The sequence below is a fragment of the Candidatus Flexifilum breve genome (genome assembly GCF_016713355.1).
Map to the genome: position 1 here is coordinate 704,784 of NZ_JADJPI010000035.1, position 19,537 is coordinate 724,320.

Annotated in this window: 14 protein-coding genes; 11 read left to right on the top strand and 3 right to left on the bottom strand. The window is 61.7% G+C overall.

The genetic code is table 11. The annotated features are described in order from the left end of the window. Positions 1-16 precede the first annotated feature (16 nt). From IPK17_RS26065 to recJ, 5 genes are read left to right on the top strand one after another with little or no spacing between them, the layout of a single operon-like run. A complete protein-coding gene (locus tag IPK17_RS26065) occupies positions 17-2,245 on the top strand; it encodes a UvrD-helicase domain-containing protein (RefSeq protein ID WP_343420617.1) in 2,229 nt (742 codons plus the stop codon). Beyond that, on the top strand, positions 2,232-4,484 hold the full coding sequence (locus IPK17_RS26070; protein ID WP_343420618.1) for an ATP-dependent helicase: 2,253 nt from the start codon (positions 2,232-2,234) through the stop codon (positions 4,482-4,484). Before IPK17_RS26065 ends, IPK17_RS26070 begins: the two co-directional genes overlap by 14 nt. Then, positions 4,481-5,308: a PD-(D/E)XK nuclease family protein gene (locus IPK17_RS26075; RefSeq protein ID WP_343420619.1), complete on the top strand. Its 828-nt coding sequence runs from the start codon at positions 4,481-4,483 to the stop codon at positions 5,306-5,308. Before IPK17_RS26070 ends, IPK17_RS26075 begins: the two co-directional genes overlap by 4 nt. An 8-nt stretch (positions 5,309-5,316) precedes the next feature. Continuing rightward, entirely contained in the window at positions 5,317-5,784 is a 468-nt protein-coding gene (locus IPK17_RS26080; RefSeq protein ID WP_343420620.1) for an NUDIX domain-containing protein, read from the top strand. Next, complete coding sequence (gene recJ, locus IPK17_RS26085; RefSeq protein WP_343420621.1) at positions 5,781-8,030, top strand: single-stranded-DNA-specific exonuclease RecJ; 2,250 nt, start codon at positions 5,781-5,783, stop codon at positions 8,028-8,030. The genes IPK17_RS26080 and recJ overlap by 4 nt, the downstream gene beginning before the upstream one ends. Here recJ and IPK17_RS26090 read toward each other — a convergent pair. Next, positions 8,027-9,400 carry an ATP-binding protein gene (locus IPK17_RS26090; RefSeq protein WP_343420622.1) on the bottom strand — a complete coding sequence of 458 codons (1,374 nt, stop codon included), beginning with the start codon at positions 9,398-9,400 and terminating at the stop codon, positions 8,027-8,029. The genes recJ and IPK17_RS26090 overlap by 4 nt on opposite strands. 150 nt (positions 9,401-9,550) lie before the next feature. On the opposite strand from IPK17_RS26090, the gene IPK17_RS26095 reads away from it, so the two are divergent. From IPK17_RS26095 to IPK17_RS26115, 5 genes are read left to right on the top strand one after another with little or no spacing between them, the layout of a single operon-like run. Next, on the top strand, positions 9,551-11,407 hold the full coding sequence (locus IPK17_RS26095; protein ID WP_343420623.1) for an ABC transporter ATP-binding protein: 1,857 nt from the start codon (positions 9,551-9,553) through the stop codon (positions 11,405-11,407). Positions 11,408-11,409: 2 nt separating this feature from the next. Continuing rightward, a complete protein-coding gene (locus IPK17_RS26100) occupies positions 11,410-13,179 on the top strand; it encodes an ABC transporter ATP-binding protein (RefSeq protein ID WP_343420624.1) in 1,770 nt (589 codons plus the stop codon). A gap of 43 nt (positions 13,180-13,222) precedes the next feature. Next, positions 13,223-14,344, top strand: coding sequence for a DegT/DnrJ/EryC1/StrS family aminotransferase (locus IPK17_RS26105; protein ID WP_343420625.1), 1,122 nt, complete (start codon positions 13,223-13,225; stop codon positions 14,342-14,344). After that, positions 14,341-15,297 (top strand): asparaginase, encoded by a 957-nt coding sequence (locus IPK17_RS26110; RefSeq protein ID WP_343420626.1) that lies wholly within the window; start codon positions 14,341-14,343, stop codon positions 15,295-15,297. Before IPK17_RS26105 ends, IPK17_RS26110 begins: the two co-directional genes overlap by 4 nt. Next, entirely contained in the window at positions 15,297-16,013 is a 717-nt protein-coding gene (locus IPK17_RS26115; RefSeq protein ID WP_343420627.1) for a class I SAM-dependent methyltransferase, read from the top strand. The genes IPK17_RS26110 and IPK17_RS26115 overlap by 1 nt, the downstream gene beginning before the upstream one ends. A 66-nt stretch (positions 16,014-16,079) precedes the next feature. Here the strand turns inward: IPK17_RS26115 and IPK17_RS26120 are convergent, their stop codons facing one another. Further along, positions 16,080-17,171: a L,D-transpeptidase gene (locus tag IPK17_RS26120; protein WP_343420628.1), complete on the bottom strand. Its 1,092-nt coding sequence runs from the start codon at positions 17,169-17,171 to the stop codon at positions 16,080-16,082. Positions 17,172-17,329: 158 nt separating this feature from the next. On the opposite strand from IPK17_RS26120, the gene IPK17_RS26125 reads away from it, so the two are divergent. Next, positions 17,330-18,364, top strand: coding sequence for a 4Fe-4S binding protein (locus tag IPK17_RS26125; RefSeq protein WP_343420629.1), 1,035 nt, complete (start codon positions 17,330-17,332; stop codon positions 18,362-18,364). 2 nt (positions 18,365-18,366) lie between these two features. Here IPK17_RS26125 and chrA read toward each other — a convergent pair whose 3' ends face one another. Further along, positions 18,367-19,482 carry a chromate efflux transporter gene (gene chrA, locus IPK17_RS26130; protein ID WP_343420630.1) on the bottom strand — a complete coding sequence of 372 codons (1,116 nt, stop codon included), beginning with the start codon at positions 19,480-19,482 and terminating at the stop codon, positions 18,367-18,369. Positions 19,483-19,537 lie beyond the last annotated feature (55 nt).

A 19,537-nucleotide genomic window follows, 5' to 3' on the forward strand; every position in this document is an offset into this window, starting at 1 on the left:
GTAGAATTTAGAATATATGGTCGAAAAAACAAATCTCAAATCTGAGCAGTTGGCCGTCGTGGAACGCCCGATCAGCGGGTCAGTGTTCCTCGAAGGCGCGGCAGGCAGTGGCAAAACGACGGTCGGTATTCATCGTCTGCTCTTCCTGCTTGAGTCGGGTGTGCCTGCGAACGAGATCCTTGTGATTGTGCCGCAGCGCGCGCTCGAATATCCGTACGTGGATGCGCTGCGCCAAGCCGATTTGCCGCCCGGCGGTCAGGTGACCGTCACCACGTTGAGCGCCTTAGCCGTCGAAACCGTGCAGTTGTTCTGGTCACTGGCTGCGCCGAAAATTGGGTTTATGCCCGACCAGCAGCCGACGATCCTCACGCTGGAAACTGCGCAGTACATCATGGCGCGCATCGTCGATCCGCTCATTCTGGAACACGGCTACTTCGACGCTATCACCATCGACCGCAACCGCCTCTACAGCCAGATCCTCGATAACCTCAACAAGGCGGCGGTCGTCGGCTTCCCGTACACCGAGATCAGCCAGCGGTTGAATGATGCCTGGCTCGGTGAGAGCGCGCAATTCAAGACGTTCGATCAGGTGCAGGAATGCGCCGAACTCTTCCGCCGCTACTGCATTGATCACAGCCTGCTCGATTTTTCGCTGCAGATCGAATCGTTCCGGCAGCTATGGGAGGTGCGGCAGGTGCGCGAATACCTGCTCGCGCGCTACGCTCACCTGATCGTCGATAACGCCGAGGAAGAAAACCCGGCCTTCATCGACATGCTGGTCGATTGGCTGCCCGACGCCGACTCGGCGCTCATCCTCTACGACACGAACGGCGGCTTTCGCAGCTTTTTAGGCGCCGACCCGGAACACGCCCGCTTCAGCTTCACGCAGCAGGCGGACGAGTACATCCAATTCAGCGAGTCGTTCGTCAACACGCCGGAATTGGACGCGCTCGCCAATGAGTTCGCGCGGCAGATGCAGCCCGATGACTACCTGAAAACCGACGTTGATCCGCGCGCTGCGCTCGAATACCGCGATCACCGCTACTACCCGGAGATGCTCAACTGGATCGCCGACGAAATCCGCTATCTGGTCACCGAGAAGCAGATCCCGCCCGGCGAAATCGTCGTGCTGGCGCCGTTCCTCTCCGACGCGCTGCGCTTCTCGCTCATAACGCGGTTAGAAGGTCTGGGTATCGCCGCCCGGTCACATCGACCATCACGCGCGTTGCGGGAAGAACCCGCCGCGCGCTGTCTGCTCACGCTGGCACAGTTGGCGCATCCGCAGTGGAACCTCAAGCCGACGCGCTTTGATGTCGCCTACGCGCTCATGTTGTCGATCAGTTCAATGGACGCGGGCAAGACGCTGGACCTCGTACGTGCGCAGCTCTTGGCTGAGGCCGCCTATCCACACGTCGAAAGCAAGTCCGGCCTCGCGCCGTTCGAAGTGCTGCCGATTGAAGTGCAGGAGCGCGTCAGCTATCTGATCGGCGAACGCTACGATGCGCTGCGCCTGTGGATCGAGGGTTATATCGCGGATCATCCTGTCCCGGAACCACCGCCCCCACCGCCACCCGACACGCCCAAGCGCCGCCGTAAGAAGAAAGCCGAGGCTGAAGCGCCGCCCATCCCCGAGATCGAACTCGATCACTTCTTCAGCCTCATCTTCGGGGAAGTGCTGTCGCAGATCGGCTTCGGCATGTACGGTGACTTCGAAGCCGCGCGTGTCACGACCAACCTGATCGATTCCGCGCGCAGTTTCCGCCGCTCATTAGGTGGCATCATTCCGGCGGGCAAGCCATCCGGCGCGGAATACATCGAAATGGTGAGCGGGGGGTTGATCGCCGCGCAGTATGTCCGCCGCTGGCAGACCAACGCCGAAGACAGCGTGCTGATCGCGCCCGCCTACACGTTCCTGATGAACAACCAGCCGGCCACTGTGCAGTTCTGGCTGGATATTGGCAATCGCGGCTGGTTCGAGCGGCTGTACCAACCGCTCACACATCCGTATGTGCTCAGCCGCTGGTGGAAGCCCGGCGACAAATGGACGGATGAGCAGGAAGTGGGCATCCGCCGCGAGACGCTCTACCGCCTGATGATCGGCTTGATCCGGCGCTGCCGCGGGACGATCTATCTCGGTTTGAGCCAGCTCAGCGAGAACGGTTACGAGAGTCAAGGCGAACTGCTGCAGGCGATTCAACGCATGCTGCGCCGCCTGGGAAGGGATCAAGCGCATGGCGACGTTTAAACCGCGCCCGAAACAGGCGGAAGTCCTCGCGTATACGAGCGGGAAAATGGGCGTGTCTGCTGTGCCCGGCAGCGGCAAGACCAAGACGCTCTCCGCCCTCGCCGCCAAGCTAATCGCTGAACAGTTGGAAGACGACGAGGAAGTGCTGATCGTCACACTCGTCAATTCAGCCGTCGACAACTTCGCCCGGCAGATCGGCGCGTTTGTGCGTGAGCGTGGCTTGCTGCCCAACGTCGGCTACCGCGTGCGCACGCTGCACGGCCTGTGCAATGACATCGTCCGTGAGCGTCCCGGTTTAGTCGGCCTCGCCGACGATTTCCAGATCATCGATGAGCGCGAAGCTGACACCGTACTGCAGGACGCCGCGCTGACGTGGGTCAAACTGCATCCCGAAGCGGCGGGTCAGTTCCTCGCCGGCGATCTCGAAGACAACCGCCGCGAGTGGGTCACGCGCGAACGCTGGACGCCGCTCGTCACCGACATCGCGCGCGCCTTCGTCCGGCAGGCGAAAGATGAACGCCTGTCGCCCGACGAGATTCGCCGCCGCCTCGATCTGTACAAACAGCCGCTGCCGCTCGCGGAGATGGGCTACAGCATTTATGTGAGCTACCAGCGCGGCCTCAATATGCGCGGCGCGGTCGACTTTCAGGATTTGATCCGCTTGGCGCTGCTGGCGCTGGAACTGGACGACACATTTCTGGCGCGCCTGCGCCGCCGCTGGCGCTACATTCTCGAAGATGAGGCGCAGGACAGCAGTCGCTTGCAGGAACTCATCATCCGCCAGTTAGCGGGCAAAGATGGCAATTGGGTGCGCGTCGGCGACCCCAACCAGTCGATCTACGAGACATTCACGACCGCCAAGCCAGAATATCTGCGCGACTTTCTGCGCGAACCGGGTGTGTCGCCGCGCGAACTGCCGAACTCCGGGCGCTCGGCGCTGCCGATCATTGAACTGGCAAACCACTTGATCACCTGGACGATGGACAAACATCCCAACGCTGACGTGCGCGACCGCGATCCGCTGCTCCCGCCGCTAATCCAGCCCGCGCCGCCCGGCGACCCGCAGCCCAACCCGCCTGCCGACCAATCGAAGGTCGTGCTCTACCCCGCCGCGCTGCCGCCTGCCGAAGAGTTGCGCGCCGTAGTCGACTCGATCCGCCAGTGGCTGCCCGCCCACCCCGATCAGACGGCGGCAATCCTCGTGCCACGCAACAAACGCGGCTTCGATATCGTGGACGCGCTCAAACGGGAGCGTGAACCGCAGATCGAATACGTCGAACTCCTGCGTTCGACCACCTCGACGCGTGAAGCGGCGGGCGCGGTCGGCAACATCCTGCAATACCTGAGCAACCCCGGCGATGTACGTCTGTTGGCGCGGGTGTATCAGGTGTGGCGGCGCGCCGACCGTGACGACGATGCGCTGGCCGCGCGGCTCGAAAACACGGTCAAGGCACTGCGCAAGTGTCCCCGCGTGGAAGATTTCATCACGCCGCAGTTGGGGCGCGACTGGCTGGCCGACGACGAAAATGTCGCCAAGCTGATCGAAGCCGACCCAGAGATCGGCGCGCTGCTGACCGAGTTTCGCGGCATCGTCCGCCGCTGGCAGGAAGCGGTCATCCTGCCCATCGACCAGTTGATCCTGATTCTCGCCCAAGACCTGTTCCAGAGCGCGGCGGATCTGGCGATTGCGCACAGCATGGCCGTGCTGCTGGCGGGTTACGCCGAATCCCACCCCGCCGCCCGCCTGCCAGAATACACCGAAGAACTCGCCGTCATCGCGCGCAACGAACGCCGCTTCCTCGGCGTGGACGATGCGGATCGCGGCTTCGACCCCGAAGCGCACAAAGGCAAAGTCACCGTGGCGACCATGCATGCGGCCAAGGGGCTGGAATGGGATCGCGTCTATCTGCTCTCGGTCAACACCTACGACTTCCCGTCCGCCCTCCCCGGCGATCAGTTCATGTCGGAGAAACGCTTCATTCGCGAAGGGCTGAACCTCGAAGCGGAGGCGCTGGGGCAGTTGATCGCGCTGGCGCACAACCTCCCCTACCGCGAAGGCGTCGCCACTGCCGACGCGCGCGTCGATTACGCCGCCGAACGTCTGCGTCTGCTGTATGTCGGCATCACTCGCGCGCGCCGCGAGTTGGTCATGACGTGGAATACCGGGCAGCAGGGCGATCAGCAGATGGCCGTGCCCTTCGCCGCGCTGCAAGCGTACCTGGAGGAGCGTTCCAAGTGAAACTGCCGCCCCATTTCCAGTTTAGCCAGAGCAATTTGCAGGATTTCGTCGACTGCCCGCGCCGCTTCTACTACCGCTACGTGCTCGACTTGCAGTATCCCGCCCCGCAGAGCGCCCCGCTCCGCGACTTTGAACTGCACATGCAGCAGGGCGATCAGTTCCACCGACTGGCGCATCAGGCGGTGCTCGGCATCGAACCGGACGCCATCGCCGCGACGATTGACGATGATCGCGTCTACGGCTGGTGGGAGAATTTCCGCGCGCGCGGCCTGAAGGATTTGCCCGAACCCCGCTACCCGGAAATCACGCTCTCTGTGCCGCTGGCGGGCTATCGACTGGTCGCCAAATACGACCTGATCGCCGTAGGCGAACGCAACGTGATCGTCGATTGGAAGACGGCGCTCCGTCACCCTAAGCGCGACACGCTGGCGCACCGTTTGCAGACCATCGTCTATCCCTATGTGCTGGCGCAGGCGGGAGCGCATCTCTACAGCAAACTGCGCATCCCGCCGGATACGATCAGCATGCAGTACTGGTTCACTGAGTTTCCGGATCAGCCCATCGTCTTCGACTACAGCGCGGCGAAAATGGCTGAAGATGGGGCGTATCTGGAACGCCTAGCCGCCGACATCCTCTCGCGCGCGACCGACGCCGATTTCGCGCTAACGCCGGACGTGAATAAGTGCAAATTCTGCACCTACCGCTCGCTCGATCAGCGCGGCGCAAAAGCGGGCGACTTCCGCGAACAGGTAAACGATGAACCGGAGGCCGCGCCGACAATTCTCGGCCTCAGCCTCGATCAGATTGCCGAAATCGAATTCTAGGAGACCGCATGGCCCGCATCATCAACGGCGACCGCATCGCCAAGACCGCGCAAATTCGTACGGGATGCGCGGCGCTCATCTGGAATAACGACAAAACCGAAATTCTGCTCACGCGGCGCACGGATAACGGGCTGTGGTGCTTGCCCGGCGGCGGCGTCGACCCCGGCGAAACCGTCGAAGAAGCGTGTATCCGCGAAGTGTGGGAAGAAACCGGCTTGCAGGTGCGCGTTGAGCGGTTGATCGGCGTGTACTCGTCGCCCAACCGCGTGATCCAATACGCGGACGGCAATCGCTTCCAGATCATCGGTCTGATGTTCGCCGTCGAAGTCACGGGCGGCCAACTAACACTCAATCACGAAGTCAGCGAATTCGGCTACTTCGCGCCCGCGGAGATCGCCGAACTGGCGCTAATGGAACATCATCGCGAACGGATCGTTGATGCGCTCGCCGATCAAAGCGTGACGTTCATCCGATGAAAACCTGGCTGGAGCCCGCGCCTGTCACCGTGCCCGACGAGCTGGCGCAGTTGGTCGGCCATCCGCCGATCATCGGCGAGCTGCTTGTTCGGCGGGGCATGGAAACTACCGGCGCTGCGCGCGAGTATCTCGACCCCGACCGCTACCGTCCGGCGTCAGCGGTCGACCTGCGGGGCATGGAACGCGCGGTTGAACGGTTGTATACGGCCATCAACCGTCAAGAGAAGATCGCCGTCTGGGGTGATTTTGATGTCGACGGCCAAACTTCGACGGCGCTGCTCGTGTCCGCCCTGCGTGGCCTGCACGCCGAAGTGAGTTACTACATTCCTTCGCGCCAGAGCGAAGGTCACGGCGTGCACATTCCAAGTCTGACGCGGTTGCTCGATATGGGCGTTACGTTGATCATCACCTGCGACACGGGCATCTCCGCTCATGAAGCTGTTGACTATGCGCAAAGCCGTGGTGTCGACGTGATCATCACCGACCATCACCATTTGCCGCCCGAACTGCCGCGCGCCTTTGCCGCCATTAACCCGCAGCGCCTGCCCGCTGATCACCGCTTACATACGCTGCCCGGCGTGGGCACAGCCTACCAACTGATCCGCGCACTGGCGGGCGACGAACGCCGCGATCTGCTCGATCTGGTCGCGCTCGGACTGGTGGCGGATGTCGCGCTCCTGGTCAACGATGCGCGCTACCTGCTCCAGCGCGGATTGGAGCAGCTGCGCCATACCGAACGTCTTGGCCTGCGCCTGTTGTTCGAACACGCGAAGTTGGAAGCGGGACGCCTCACCGAGGAGCAGATCGGGTTTGCGATTGCGCCGCGTCTCAATGCGCTCGGTCGGCTGGGCGATGCGAATCTCGCCGTCGACTTCCTGACGACGACGGATACCGAACTCGCGCGCACGCTGGCCGTGCAAATCGAAGGCTACAACGCCGAACGCAAACTGCAAGTGGAGCAGATCTATGGCGCAGCTCAGGCCCAGCTTGAGCGCGATCGGTCGCTGCTGGATTCCAGCGTGCTCGTGCTGCATCACCCGCAGTGGACGGGCGGCATTATCGGCATCGTGGCGAATCGGCTGGCTGAGGACTACAACCGCCCGGTGATTCTACTGACCACCCCGCCGGGTCAGCCTGCGCGCGGTTCAGCGCGCTCCGTGGCCGGCATTGACATCACCGAGGCGCTGACAGAACACCGCGATCTGCTGCTGACGTTCGGCGGGCACACTATGGCGGCGGGGCTGAGTCTTACCCCGGAACGCATCCCCGACCTGCGGCGCGCCCTAGCGCGCACAGTGAGCAAAACGCTCGGTCACGTGGCCACCACGCCCACGCTGACGATTGAAGGCTACGTTCCTTTGGAACAGATCACGCCGGAGTTCGTGGCGGCGGTCGAACGTCTCGCCCCGTTCGGCGCTGGCAACCCCGCGCCGACCTTCGCCGTGCGCGATCTCGCGCTCAAGGGCCAGACGTCCATCGGACGTGGGGGCGATCATCTGCGCCTGACGGTTGAAGATCGTGCGGGCACTGCGGCACGGCTGATCTGGTGGAATGGTGGTGGGCAGCCCCTCCCCGTCGGTCGCTTCGACGTGGCGTTTGTGCCGCGCATGACCGATTACAAAGGTGAACGCCAACTGCAAATCGAGTGGATTGACTGGCGCCTGACCGAAGGCGCGGTCGAAGTCGCGGGTCTGCCCTTCCAGATCGTGGATCACCGCGGTGATCGTGCGATCACATTGGATCAACTCCGCGCCGAACACGCAGATCTGCAAGTGTTAGGTGAGCCGGAATTTTCGCGCCTCAAGTTGGGACGCGGATCAGCCTTGGCGGTGTGGACGATCCCGCCGAGTCCTGAAGTGCTGGCGGCAGCCGTCAAAATCGTCGAGCCGCAAGTGATCTACCTAATGGATCACGATCCTGAACTTGACGATCAAGAGAAGTTTCTACGCCGCTTCCTCGGCTTGGTCAAGCACGCGCTCACGGCGAAAGCCGGCGTGGTGCATGTTCCGACATTCGCCGCGCTCATGGCGCACCGCGAAGCGACCATCCGCGCCGCGCTCGAATGGGTGGAGTCAATGGGTGTGGTCTCAATCACGGAGAAGTCTGGTGACGAGGTCACGCTCGGCGGTAGTCGGCAGAATGGCACCGCCGATCCAGCGCAGACCGAGCGGATGACGCGCTTGCTCACGGAAGCTGCCGCTTATCGCGCTCACTTTCGCCGCGCCACCGCGCGGCACCTGTTCTAGCGAGTCGCTTTGAGCGGCAGATACACCTGAAAGCGTGTGTCGCCGGGAATTGAGGCAAAGCGCACTTGGCCGCGATGCCGCTCGACGACGATGCGCTGTACGGTTTCCAGCCCGAGCCCCTTCGTGGGGTCGCTGGTCTGGTTGGCGAACATCGGCTGGAACAGTTGATCCTGCATGGCGCGCGGAATACCGCAGCCGTTATCCGCAATTTCGACCACCAGCCATTCGTCTTCGCGCGACGTACGCAGCGTCAGCAGGCCGCAGGCATTCGTCGCTGTGATCGCGTTGTCGATGAGGTGCGTCCACACCTGGTTAATCTCGCTGCCGCGCACGACGATGCGTGGCAGATGCCGGTCATACTCGCGCACAATCTGCGTCTCGGCGAGGCGGTGGCGCAGCATGATCAGCGTGTTTTCCAAGCCCTCGTGAATGTCAATTTCCTGCATGGGCGACTGATCCATGTAGGTGTACGCCTTGACCGAGTTGATCAGTTCAGAGATACGCGCCGACGAGCTGATGAGCGACCGGGAGAGCGTCACCACATTCACCATGGCGTCGAGCCAGTGCAGCACCGCCGACATCCGGCTCATACCCACCTGCGCCAATACCTCGTCCATTTTGGCGACATCCAACCCGGCGGCGACGAACTCCGAGACCGCGCTCTTGACATCGCCGCCCTCGTGCTCGTCGAACCACACTGCCAACTGCTGTTCGCATTCGGCGCGCATCTCCGGCGAGAGCGGCACGGGAGTCCGGGTGATCAACTGGCGCTGTAGCGTGTTCAAATAGCTGATCTGCGGCGGTTCTAAGTCCATGTGACCAATCCGCATCGACAGTGCCTGTGATACATCGAGGGCCTTAGGCAGGTAGCGCGCGGCGTTCAGGCTGGCGGAGGCAGGTCCGCCAAGTTCGGACGCCAAACCCGAGGCTAATTTGCCAAGCGAGGACAGCCGTTCGTGCTTGCGGATGGCCGCTTCGGTATTGCGCATGCGCCGCGCCATCGTCGTAAGCAGCAGGCGCACGATCGGCGAACTGCGCGCCGAACTGAAAAGACTCGGATCAAATTGCAGAAGCTGGCTCTTCTGGATGACGCGCGCCGCCGCACTGTGGGGCTGCCCGGTGAGCAGCGACATTTCGCCGACAAATTCACCGATCGGGATATGTGCGATCAGCACATCCTGCGCACCCGACTTCTTGAGGATCTCCAGCCCACCTTGCAGCACGAGGAAGAGCCCCTTGGCCGCGTCCCCTTCATGAAACAGGTAGTCGCCCGGCTCAGCATCGATCACTTTGCCCTGACTTTGCAGATCACCAAGCTGTTCGTCACTGAATGCGGCAAACAGCGGCATACGCCGTAAGTATTCAGCCATTCCCATACCCCTCTGTGCTCTAATTATGATACCTGTTCCGCAGCAATCTGTCCTCCAACTTAAGACCAATCAGGCCGGATTGGATTCAATCTTCCATTAGCAACGGGATTATCTTAAGCTGCTGATGTTTGTCCGACGAGGAGTTCTGTTTTGAGTAGTTTGACCGTTTTGAGGCGCATGCTGCGTTATCTGCGCCCGTATTGGGGCTGGGCCATCATCGCGCTCATCGGGGTGTTGAGCAGCACCGCCCTGTCGATTGCCATCCCTACCCTGCTCCGCGATGTGATCGATATCGGCGTCAGCCGCGGCGACAGCAGCTATATGCTGGCGGCGGGCGGGCTCGTGATTGGCTTAGGCGTACTGCGGGGTATCGCCGGGTTTGTCTACCGCTATTTTGGCGAACGTATGTCACACTTTATCGCCTTTGACCTGCGCAACGAAATCTACGACAAGGTGCAGAACCAGTCGTTCACCTACCACGACACCTCGCAGACGGGCACGCTCATCACGCGCGCCATCAGCGATGTCGCCGAAATGCAGCGCTTCTTCGCCTACGGGCTAATCGATGGGCTGAACACGCTCCTGCTGATCGTGTTCGCGGGCGCGATCATGCTGGCGACCAGCCCGGCGCTGGCACTGCTAGCGATGATTCCGCTCATTCCGCTGGCCTTCTTCTCGCGCGGGTTCGCCAACGCCGTTGACCCGGCATGGCGCAAAATCATGGATCGCCTGCAAACGCTCGGCAATTTCATCCAAGAGACGGCGCTCGGCGCGGAAGTCGTGCGCGCCTTCGCCCGCGAGCAGTACGAGATCCAGAAGTTCGCCCGCGAAAATCAGGAACTTTACTACGACCAGATCAAGCTGGTCACCAAATGGGGCACCTATATCCCCCTAAGCACTTTCATCATCGCCTTCTCGACCGCGCTGGTCTTGTTCTTTGGCGGCTGGATGGAACAGACCGGTTTCGGCGGCGTGACGGTCGGCATCGTCGTCGCCTTCAACGCGTACGTGCTGCTGCTCGCCATGCCGATTCGCTTTCTCGGCTTCGTGATTCTGCTGGTCACACAAGGCTTGAGCAGCGGGCGGCGCGTGTTTGAAATCATGGATGCTGAAGAGAAGGTCACGACGCGCCCGAATGCCAGGCCGATGCCAGAGCTGCGCGGGCATGTGCAGTTCAAGAACGTAAGCTTCACGCACGAGGGCGCGACCAAGCCAACGCTGCGCAGCATCGATCTCGAAGCGCGTCCCGGCGAAATCATCGGCTTGATCGGGCAGACAGGCTCAGGCAAGTCGACGCTCGTCAACCTCATCCCGCGCTTCTATGATGTCTCCGACGGCTGTGTGAGCATTGACGGTGTGGACGTACGCGATATGCCGCTCAGCGACTTGCGCCAACACATCGGTTTCGTCCTACAGCAGTCACTGCTGTTTTCGGCCACCGTGCGCGAGAACATCGCCTACGGCAACCCGGATGCCACCAATGAGCAGATCATCGCGGCGGCGAAGGCGGCCAATGTCCACCCGTTCATCAGCGAATTTCCCGAAGGCTATGACACGCTGATCGGGGAACGCGGCGTGACACTCTCTGGCGGGCAAAAGCAGCGGGTGGCCATCGCGCGCGCCCTGCTCATCAACCCGCGCATCCTCATCCTCGACGACTCAACCAGCAGTGTGGATACGCGCACCGAGCGCCACATTCAGCAGGCGCTGGAAACGATCATGCAGGGGCGCACCACGTTCATCATCGCGCAGCGCATCAGCAGCGTGCAGAAAGCCAACCAGATCCTTGTGCTCAAGGATGGCGCAATCCTTGAACGCGGCACGCACGACGAACTACTGGCGATCAACGGGCATTACGCCGAAATCTACCGCCTGCAGTTGGCGGATCAGGAACGGGTGCGGCAGGAGCTGGCCGACTTCAGCAAATTGCGCGTTCCGATTGAAATTGATAAGCGGTCGACGGACGAGTACCGCCGCGCCATTGCCGACGAAGCGACGGGAGACTGACGATGACGGCCATTACCACCGACGAAAAAGATCGTCTCGATTTTGACTGGCAAACCACCAAACGTCTGGCGCACTACCTCACGCCGAACAAGACGCGCATCTACTGGGCGCTGTTCGCCTCACTGATCAGCGCGGTCGCGAACGTCGTCGGCCCGCCGATCATCGGGTGGGCGGTCGATCAGGGGGTGCACACCCAGAACCTGAGCGTCGTCGGCCTCGGCGTATTCGGTTATCTGGCGACGCAAGGGATCGGCGCGCTCGCCTTCCGCATCCAGATCACGCTCATGGCGCAGGCCGGGCAGCGCGCGATTCAGGATTTGCGCGATGACCTGTTCAGCCACATCCAGCATCTGTCGATCTCGTTTTTCGCCAAGTACGAAACAGGGCGCCTGATTGCCCGCATCATCAACGATGTGAACACCCTGCGCGAAGCGATCACCTGGGCGGTCGTCGGCACCTTCCGCGACCTGCTCTCGCTGATCGGCGTGGTCATCACCATGCTGCTGATCAACCTGCCGCTGACGTTCGTCGCCTTTGCGGTACTGGTCGTGCTGGCGTTCGTCGCCAACGTGTGGCGCGTGTACGCCCGCACCACTTATTTACGGGTGGTGGAAACGAACTCCAAGCTGAATGCGGAACTCGCCGAAGCCTTCAACGGCGTACGTGTGACGCAGGCGTTCAACCGGCAGGCGCATAACCTCGACCGCTTCAACACGACGTTCAACGAGCGCAACCGCGCGGCCAACCTGCGCGCGACCCTGGTCGCCTCGTTGTTCTTCCCCAGCATCGAACTCATCGGCGGCGTAGCCACCGGGCTGATGATTTATGTCGGCGGTACGCTCGTCTTGCAGCAGCAGCTTTCAATCTTCACGCTGCTGACCTTTGTGCTCTACATCGACCAGTTCTTCCAGCCGATCCGCCAGTTGGCGCAGCGTTACAACCTGTTCCAATCGGTGATGGCGGCGGGCGACAAGCTGTTCCACCTGCTCGACCGCCCTATCGAAATCAGTGATCAACCGGGCGCGGACACACTGCCGCGCATCACCGGCGCGGTGCAGTTCGACCATGTCAACTTCCGCTATGACACCGAAGACGAAGACGCTCCGGTACTGCACGATGTCTCACTCGACGTTCCCGCCGGGACGACCGTCGCGCTGGTCGGGCATACCGGCGCGGGCAAGTCGACCATGATCAAGCTGATCATGCGTTTCCACGATGTAGTCGATGGCACGGTCAAGATCGACGGCGTGGACGTGCGCAACGTAGCGCAGACCAGCCTGCGCAGTCAAATGGGTGTGGTGCTGCAGGAAACGTATCTGTTCTCCGGCACGGTGATGGACAACATCCGCTATGGGCGGCTCAACGCCACCGATGAGGAAGTCATCGAAGCGGCGCAAGCCGTCGGCGCGCACGATTTCATCAGCGCGCTGGAAAAAGGTTATCACACCGAAGTCCGCGAGGGCGGATCGCTGCTCTCGCAAGGGCAAAAACAACTGCTGGCCTTCGCGCGCGCCCTGCTCGCCGACCCGCGCATCCTGATACTCGACGAGGCGACCAGCAACATCGACACGCAGACGGAAAAACTGATCCAGACTGCGCTCGCCCGCCTGCTGGAAGGCCGCACCAGCTTTGTGATCGCGCACCGTTTGAGCACGATTGTCAATTCGGATCTGATCGTCGTGATGGATCACGGGCGCATCATCGAACAGGGTTCGCATTTAGAGTTGCTGGCCAAGAACGGCGCGTACGCGGGCATGTACACGATGATCTAGGCGCGCTTGCCCGCCGTGCTCAGTCTCAGCTATCATTAATAGTATGGGATACCGTCAGAGAAACCGCCAGCGGGTCGCCGACCGCTTCCGCGCCGCCACAGCGCGTGACCACGTCATTTTCACGGGACGGGGCGCGACGGCGATCTGGGCGGCTTTGAAAGCTTGGGGCTTCACGGATCAGCCCGTGCTCATCCCCGCCAATACCTGCTATATCGTCCTGTGGGCGGTGCTGCTCAGCGGGAACCGCCCCATCCTCGTCGATGTTGACCCCGCTACCGGGATGATTACGCCCGAGACCCTCAGCGCGGCAGGCATTGAGCGACCCACTGCCGTCATTCCCTGTCACCTGTACGGACTGCCCGCGCCGATGGCTGAGATCTGCGCGTGGGCGACCGAGCACGGTGCTAAAGTCATCGAAGATGCGGCGCAAGCCATGATTATGCCCGACAGCCGCGTCGGCAGTTGGGGTGACGCCTCGATCTTCAGTTTCGGTTCGGGCAAACTGGTCGATGTGGGTTATCGCGGTGCATTGCTGTGCAGCGACGCAGAGCTCACCGCCGAGATTAAACGCCACGTGGAGCCGCTGCCGCTGTACGCTGATCATCTGGCCGAGTTGGAAAAGCAGTGGCTGACGATCTACTGGGCGACCCACCAGTTTGAGACCGAAAATATCCCAATTTCGAGCCTTTATCCCACATTATTCCAAATCTACCGTAACATTACTCTTTATAATGCACCGTCACAGGGCTTTGTCGATGTGTATCAGCGGCTGTCCACGTTCTTGAGCAGCAGCCCTGCCTCCGATTTCAGCAGCGTGCGGCGGCAACTTCGAGCAAACGAGTATGATCGACTAGTCAGCGGTACATGGCGCACTCTTCCCCGCGCCGACGATACCGTGCTGTGGCGCTATCCGCTGCTCGTGCCGCCAGAAGTCCGCGGCGACCTATTCGACGAACTGCAGGCGCGGCGCTTGGACGTGACGCGCTGGTATCCATCGCTGCAAGCGATGGCGCACGCGCTGTGTCCGAAGGTCGCGCAACCGCCTACCCCGCACGCCGATCACTTCGCGGAGTGTATTCTCAATCTGCCGCTCACGTGGCCCGGCGACCCGCCTGAGCGCATCATCGACGCGATTCTCGACTACCGAAACGAGCAGAGGCTATGAACGACGTTGAACTCCTCCATGTCATGCGCGGTGACCACATCGAATCGGTGCACCGCGGCAGCCTTGCCATCTTCGGCCAATCTGGCAAGCTGATCCACGCGCTCGGCGAGCCGATTCAGCCCGTGTGGCTGCGTTCCATCGCCAAGCCGTTTCAAGCCGGGTATGTGGTCGAATCGGGTACAGCAGAACGCTTCGCCATCACGCAGGAAGAACTGGCGGTGATGTGCGGTTCACACGGCGGCACGGCCGAGCAGGTCGCGCTGATGCGCGGCGTACTGGAACGCATTGGCGCATCCGTGGCTGACCTGCACTGTGGTGTCTCCGCGCCGCTGGATCGCAAAGCCGCCGAAGCGCTGGCGAACCGGGGTGAGAAACCAACCGCGCTGCATCACCCGTGTTCCGGCAAACACACGGGCATGCTCGCCATCTGCCGCGCCATGGGTTGGGACATCGAAGCGTACGAACACGCGGAGCACCCGCTGCAAATCGCCATCCGCGAGTATCTGGGTCAGGCAACCGGATCGACGCGCATCGCGGTCGCCCTCGACGGGTGCAGCGTGCCGACCTTCGGCCTGTCGCTCTACGCGGTCGCGCTGGCGTTCGCTCGCCTGAGCGCCATCCCGCGTATCCCGGACGCCATGCGTGCTCACCCGGTGCTGATGAGCGGCCAACGCCGCATGGATACGACGCTCATGCAGGTGACAGGCGGGCGCATCGTCGCCAAAGATGGATCCGAAGGCCTGTTTGCCCTGTGCATCCCGGAAGCAGGCATCGGCCTCGCGCTCAAGATCAGCGATGGGTCGACGCGCGCGCTCATGCCCGTGCTCGGCGAAGTTCTGGCGCGCTACGGCCACTTGTCACCTGAAGAACACGATCGCTTACGCGCCGCCTACCCGACCGCGATCCCGATTCACACGGGAGCCAACGCGGGTGAACTGAAAGTAGTCATCTGATGTATACGCTTGACCGGCAGGAGCGCATGCGCGCCCGCTATAAACAGATCAAAGCGGGTTATCGTCCCGCGTTGGAAATCTACGACGAACTGCTCGACAACCTCGTCGACGCGGATACTTTGCTGCTCGATGCCGGCTGCGGCCCGGGCGGGTTGGTCAAAGGCATGGTGGGGCGTGCGCGCCGGGTGACGGGCGTGGATCGCTACGTGTCCGCCTTCGCCGAGCAGCTCGAAATCCCGGAGGCGGTTGAAGCCGACCTGAGCGCGCTCCCCTTTGCCGACAACTCGTTCACGCTGATCACGTGCTCATGGGTGCTGGAACATTTACCCGATCCGGCGGCGGTGTTCAGCGAGTTCAGCCGCGTGCTGAAACCGGGCGGCCGCGTTATGTTCATCACGCCGAACAAGGGCAACTATGCCGTGTGGCTGCGCCGCCTCGTGCCCAGCGCGATCAGTCAGCGGATCGTCCATGCGATCTATGCGCGCGACGAGCATTTCATCAACCCGACCTACTACCGCGCCAACTCGCAGCGGGACATTGACGCGGCAGTGCGCGGCACGGCGCTGCGCCCCGTGCGCTTCGATCACATCAGCGACCCGTCGTATCTGGCCTTCAACGAAATCCTGTTCCGCGTGAGCATCGTGATCGAAGCGCTGATCGACCGCTTCAACCCCAGAAGCCGCGTGCATCTGGTCGGCATTTACCAGAAACGGTAGCCGCCCAGAGAATCAAAACGGGACGCTCGCTTGAGCGTCCCGCGAGTCTTGCCCAACGCGGTCGAGTTACAGACCTGTCGCCGTCACCCCGTATTCGCCCGAACTGTACACGTACACCGGTACGCTGGCATCGCGGGTGACTTCCCAGTCAGAGCCGCCGTGCATCCACGTGAACACCCAACGCGCATCGCTCACCGTCAGGTTAACGCAGCCATGGCTCTGTCGGTAGCCGAACAGGTCATGCCAGTATGTTCCATGCAGGCTGATACTGTTGTCAAAATACATCACCCACGGCACGCTTTGCAGCGCATAGGCGCTCGGCGCGCCCGTCGCCCCGGCCATCGCATCGGCGGGCAAGCTCGCCCAGACATCGAACAGCCCTTCGTTCGTCTCAAAGCCTTCCAGCCCAGTCGATACGAGCGTCGCGAACACGGGCGTATCGCCTTCGTAAGCGACGAGTGTCTGCTCGTACAGGTCAACAGCGATCCACTTGGCATCTTCGGCAACGCCTTCCGGGCGTTCGGTGCGCTGCGCTTTGGCGACAAACCGCTGTTCGACCCACTGGTTTGGCCCGATCATGTACCAGCGCCAGCCTTCATCGTCATACGCGACCGAGAAGATGTTGACGCGTTCGTAGCGGTCAATCCAGCGATTGGTGGCGGTCGAATACGGCCCGCCGGGATATTCCGACGTATAGATGCGGCTGAGATCCAGCACCCACGCGAACGGGTATTCCAGCCCATCGTCAATCGTGACGCCTGTGAAGTATGAAGGCTGCGTCCAGCGTGCCAAGTCGCGGTCAATCCAGCGTCCATCTTCGATCTGCATCCACCCCTCGACGCTGAGGTCAATCGCGCGGACGAAATTGAAGCCCGCCGGAATTTCGCCGTTCGCTTCACCACCCGCCGCCGCATAAGTCGGCGTAGCATCCGGGCCGATGCGCCAGAAGCTGTAGGTGTCGAGCGTGTACGCGTCGAGGTCAATTGCCTCGACATGCGGCGGACGAGGGAACGCTTCGATCATCGCGAGGCAATCTGCGCCGAGTTCGCCGCCATCGTCGTATTCGGCGCACACCGTCGGGTCAAATTCGAGCGTTTGCGCGGACGCCGCCGGGACAAGCACCAAGAGGACCAGCAATAGCAGTAAAAGTCGTCTCATATCCGGACCTCTAACCAAACGAAAGCGTCCAAAACTCTACAGAGGCCGCGCTCGTTTGTAAAGGGGCGTACGGGAAACGGTGGTTTGTGCAGGTGGGGTTCTCTCCTCCAAAAATCATGGGTATTTGGTGACTCTCAACGCGCTGAATGCGGACTACAATGACCGAAGTAGTGAAAGAAGCCTCGTACATGACCACCCGCGCCCCGCAAACCAAACGACTCGACCTCCGCCCAGCACTCTTCATCTGGATTCTCGTCTTCGCGGTTGGCAGTCTCGCTTTCCGCGATTACCTGCCCACCTTCATCGTGATCGACCTCATCATCTCGGAAGCGCTGGCCATCACGTTATACGTAGTCGCGCCGCGCAAGCAGCGCAACGCGGTGCGCCGCCTCATCATCTTCCTGATGGGCGCGATCCTGTTCAGCATGACGGTCTTCTCCGGGCGCGGCAACATGCAAATCGAAGGCCTGTTCTTCGGCGCTCTGCTCACGCTGACACATCCCGCCGTGCTGCACTATACGCTGGCGAAGATCGCCGGGCCGCTGCTGTTCGGTCGCGTGTGGTGCGGGTGGGCGTGCTGGTTCGCCGCGCTGTTCGACCAACTGCCCTACCGCCGCAGTAAAGGACGTTTACACGGTCGCTGGGGGTGGCTGCGCTATGCCCATTTCGCCATCAGTTTGGGGCTTGTATTGCTTTTCTGGTTTGGTTACGGCTATCGTGATGGTGCGAATGGGGTGAGCGGTTTGCTGTGGTTTCTCGTCAGCGCGGGGCTGTATATCCTCTCCGGCATCCTGATCGCCGTCGTCCTCAAGGATAACCGCGCCTTCTGCAAATACGTGTGCCCGATCAACGTGCCGCTCAAGCTGAGTTCGAGCCGCGCACTCCTACGCATCACCGGGGATGCCGCCAAGTGCAACGACTGCCACGCCTGCGCGCTGATCTGCCCAATGGATATCCAAATTCCGCAGTACGTGACCATCGGGCAGCGCGTGACGTCGACCGAATGCACGCTGTGCATGAACTGCATCAATGTGTGCCCCAAAGATGCGCTGAGCCTGTCGCTGAAGCACGACAGCGGCCCGGAAAAGCTGCGCGTCCGCAAACGGCACGCCGATGTCGACTGGCTGCGCGGGATCAAGTTCGGGCGACTGCTGCGCTTCAAAGACAACCTGCCGACACTTCCCGTAGAGTGAGTTCAACCGCCGAGCAAGCGGGCCGCCAACCCGATCACACCGCCGCCGAGGATTAGCCACGTTGAATTGACCTTGTAGCGAATCAACAGCACGGCAGCGACCACCGTCAGCGCGATCGTCAGCGGATCGATCAGCGCGGCGCGCGCGATTTCCAACGTGACCGCCGCCATGAGTCCGATCGCCGCCGCGTTGACCCCATCCAGCAGCGCCGCCGTCCACCGCGATTGGCGCATTCTTGGAATGAACGGGTTCGTGATCAGCACGAGGATGAAGCCCGGCAGAAATATGCCGAGCGTCGCCACAATCGCACCGGGCACGCCCAGCAGTTCGTAGCCGATGAACGTCGCCGTCGTGAAGAGCGGCCCCGGCGTGAATTGCCCAATCGCCACCGCGTCCAGGAGCTGCCGATCCGTCAGCCAGCCCAAACGCTCGATGAAGTCAGTGCGCAGAAAGGCCAGCAGCACATAGCCGCTGCCGTAGATCACCGCGCCAATCTTGAGGAACGTCAGGAACAGCTCGTTTAGGGTCACCGGAATGATCTGGGCCAGCGGCAGCCAGAAGATCGCAGCGGTCGGTACGCGCCGCAGGTTGTGCACCAGCATCACGAATACCGCCGCGCCCAGCAGCAGCGCGATCTCATTCAGCCCCAGCAAGTTCAGCACGAGCACCGCCACGCCGACTCCCGCCAGCAGACCCGACTTAAACGCTTTACGCCCCAAACTCCAAATCGCCTGCCCGATGACAGCGATCACGACGGGCTTGATGCCATAGAGCAAGCCATCAACGGCGGGAGTCGTCCCGTAGGACTGGTACAGCCACCCGAGCACAATCACGATCGCCGCGGCGGGCAGAATGAAACACGCGCCGGCGACCAGTAGCCCACGCCACCCGGCTCGCACATAGCCGATATGCATGGTCATCTCGGTCGAGCTCGGGCCGGGGATGAGATTGGACGCGCCAAGCAGATCGAGAAAGTGTTCGTCGGTGAGCCAACCGCGCCGCTTGACGAACTCATCGTGAAACATACCAATATGCGCCGCCGGACCGCCAAAAGCGGTCACACCGAGGCGTAGGAAGATCCCCGCCAGTTCGAGTAATCGTGGTGCCGATGCGGTCAAGGCCGCTCCTTTGCAAATCTCAATGGGCTATTAACCAACACTGTATTACGCTAGT

Coding starts and splice junctions, on each gene's coding strand:
- IPK17_RS26120 (WP_343420628.1), bottom strand. CDS start 17,171: ATGAGACGACTTTTACTGCTATTGCTGGTCCTCTTGGTGCTTGTCCCG.
- IPK17_RS26125 (WP_343420629.1), top strand. CDS start 17,330: ATGACCGAAGTAGTGAAAGAAGCCTCGTACATGACCACCCGCGCCCCG.
- IPK17_RS26115 (WP_343420627.1), top strand. CDS start 15,297: ATGTATACGCTTGACCGGCAGGAGCGCATGCGCGCCCGCTATAAACAG.
- IPK17_RS26080 (WP_343420620.1), top strand. CDS start 5,317: ATGGCCCGCATCATCAACGGCGACCGCATCGCCAAGACCGCGCAAATT.
- IPK17_RS26100 (WP_343420624.1), top strand. CDS start 11,410: ATGACGGCCATTACCACCGACGAAAAAGATCGTCTCGATTTTGACTGG.
- IPK17_RS26110 (WP_343420626.1), top strand. CDS start 14,341: ATGAACGACGTTGAACTCCTCCATGTCATGCGCGGTGACCACATCGAA.
- IPK17_RS26065 (WP_343420617.1), top strand. CDS start 17: ATGGTCGAAAAAACAAATCTCAAATCTGAGCAGTTGGCCGTCGTGGAA.
- IPK17_RS26105 (WP_343420625.1), top strand. CDS start 13,223: ATGGGATACCGTCAGAGAAACCGCCAGCGGGTCGCCGACCGCTTCCGC.
- recJ (WP_343420621.1), top strand. CDS start 5,781: ATGAAAACCTGGCTGGAGCCCGCGCCTGTCACCGTGCCCGACGAGCTG.
- IPK17_RS26090 (WP_343420622.1), bottom strand. CDS start 9,400: ATGGCTGAATACTTACGGCGTATGCCGCTGTTTGCCGCATTCAGTGAC.
- IPK17_RS26070 (WP_343420618.1), top strand. CDS start 2,232: ATGGCGACGTTTAAACCGCGCCCGAAACAGGCGGAAGTCCTCGCGTAT.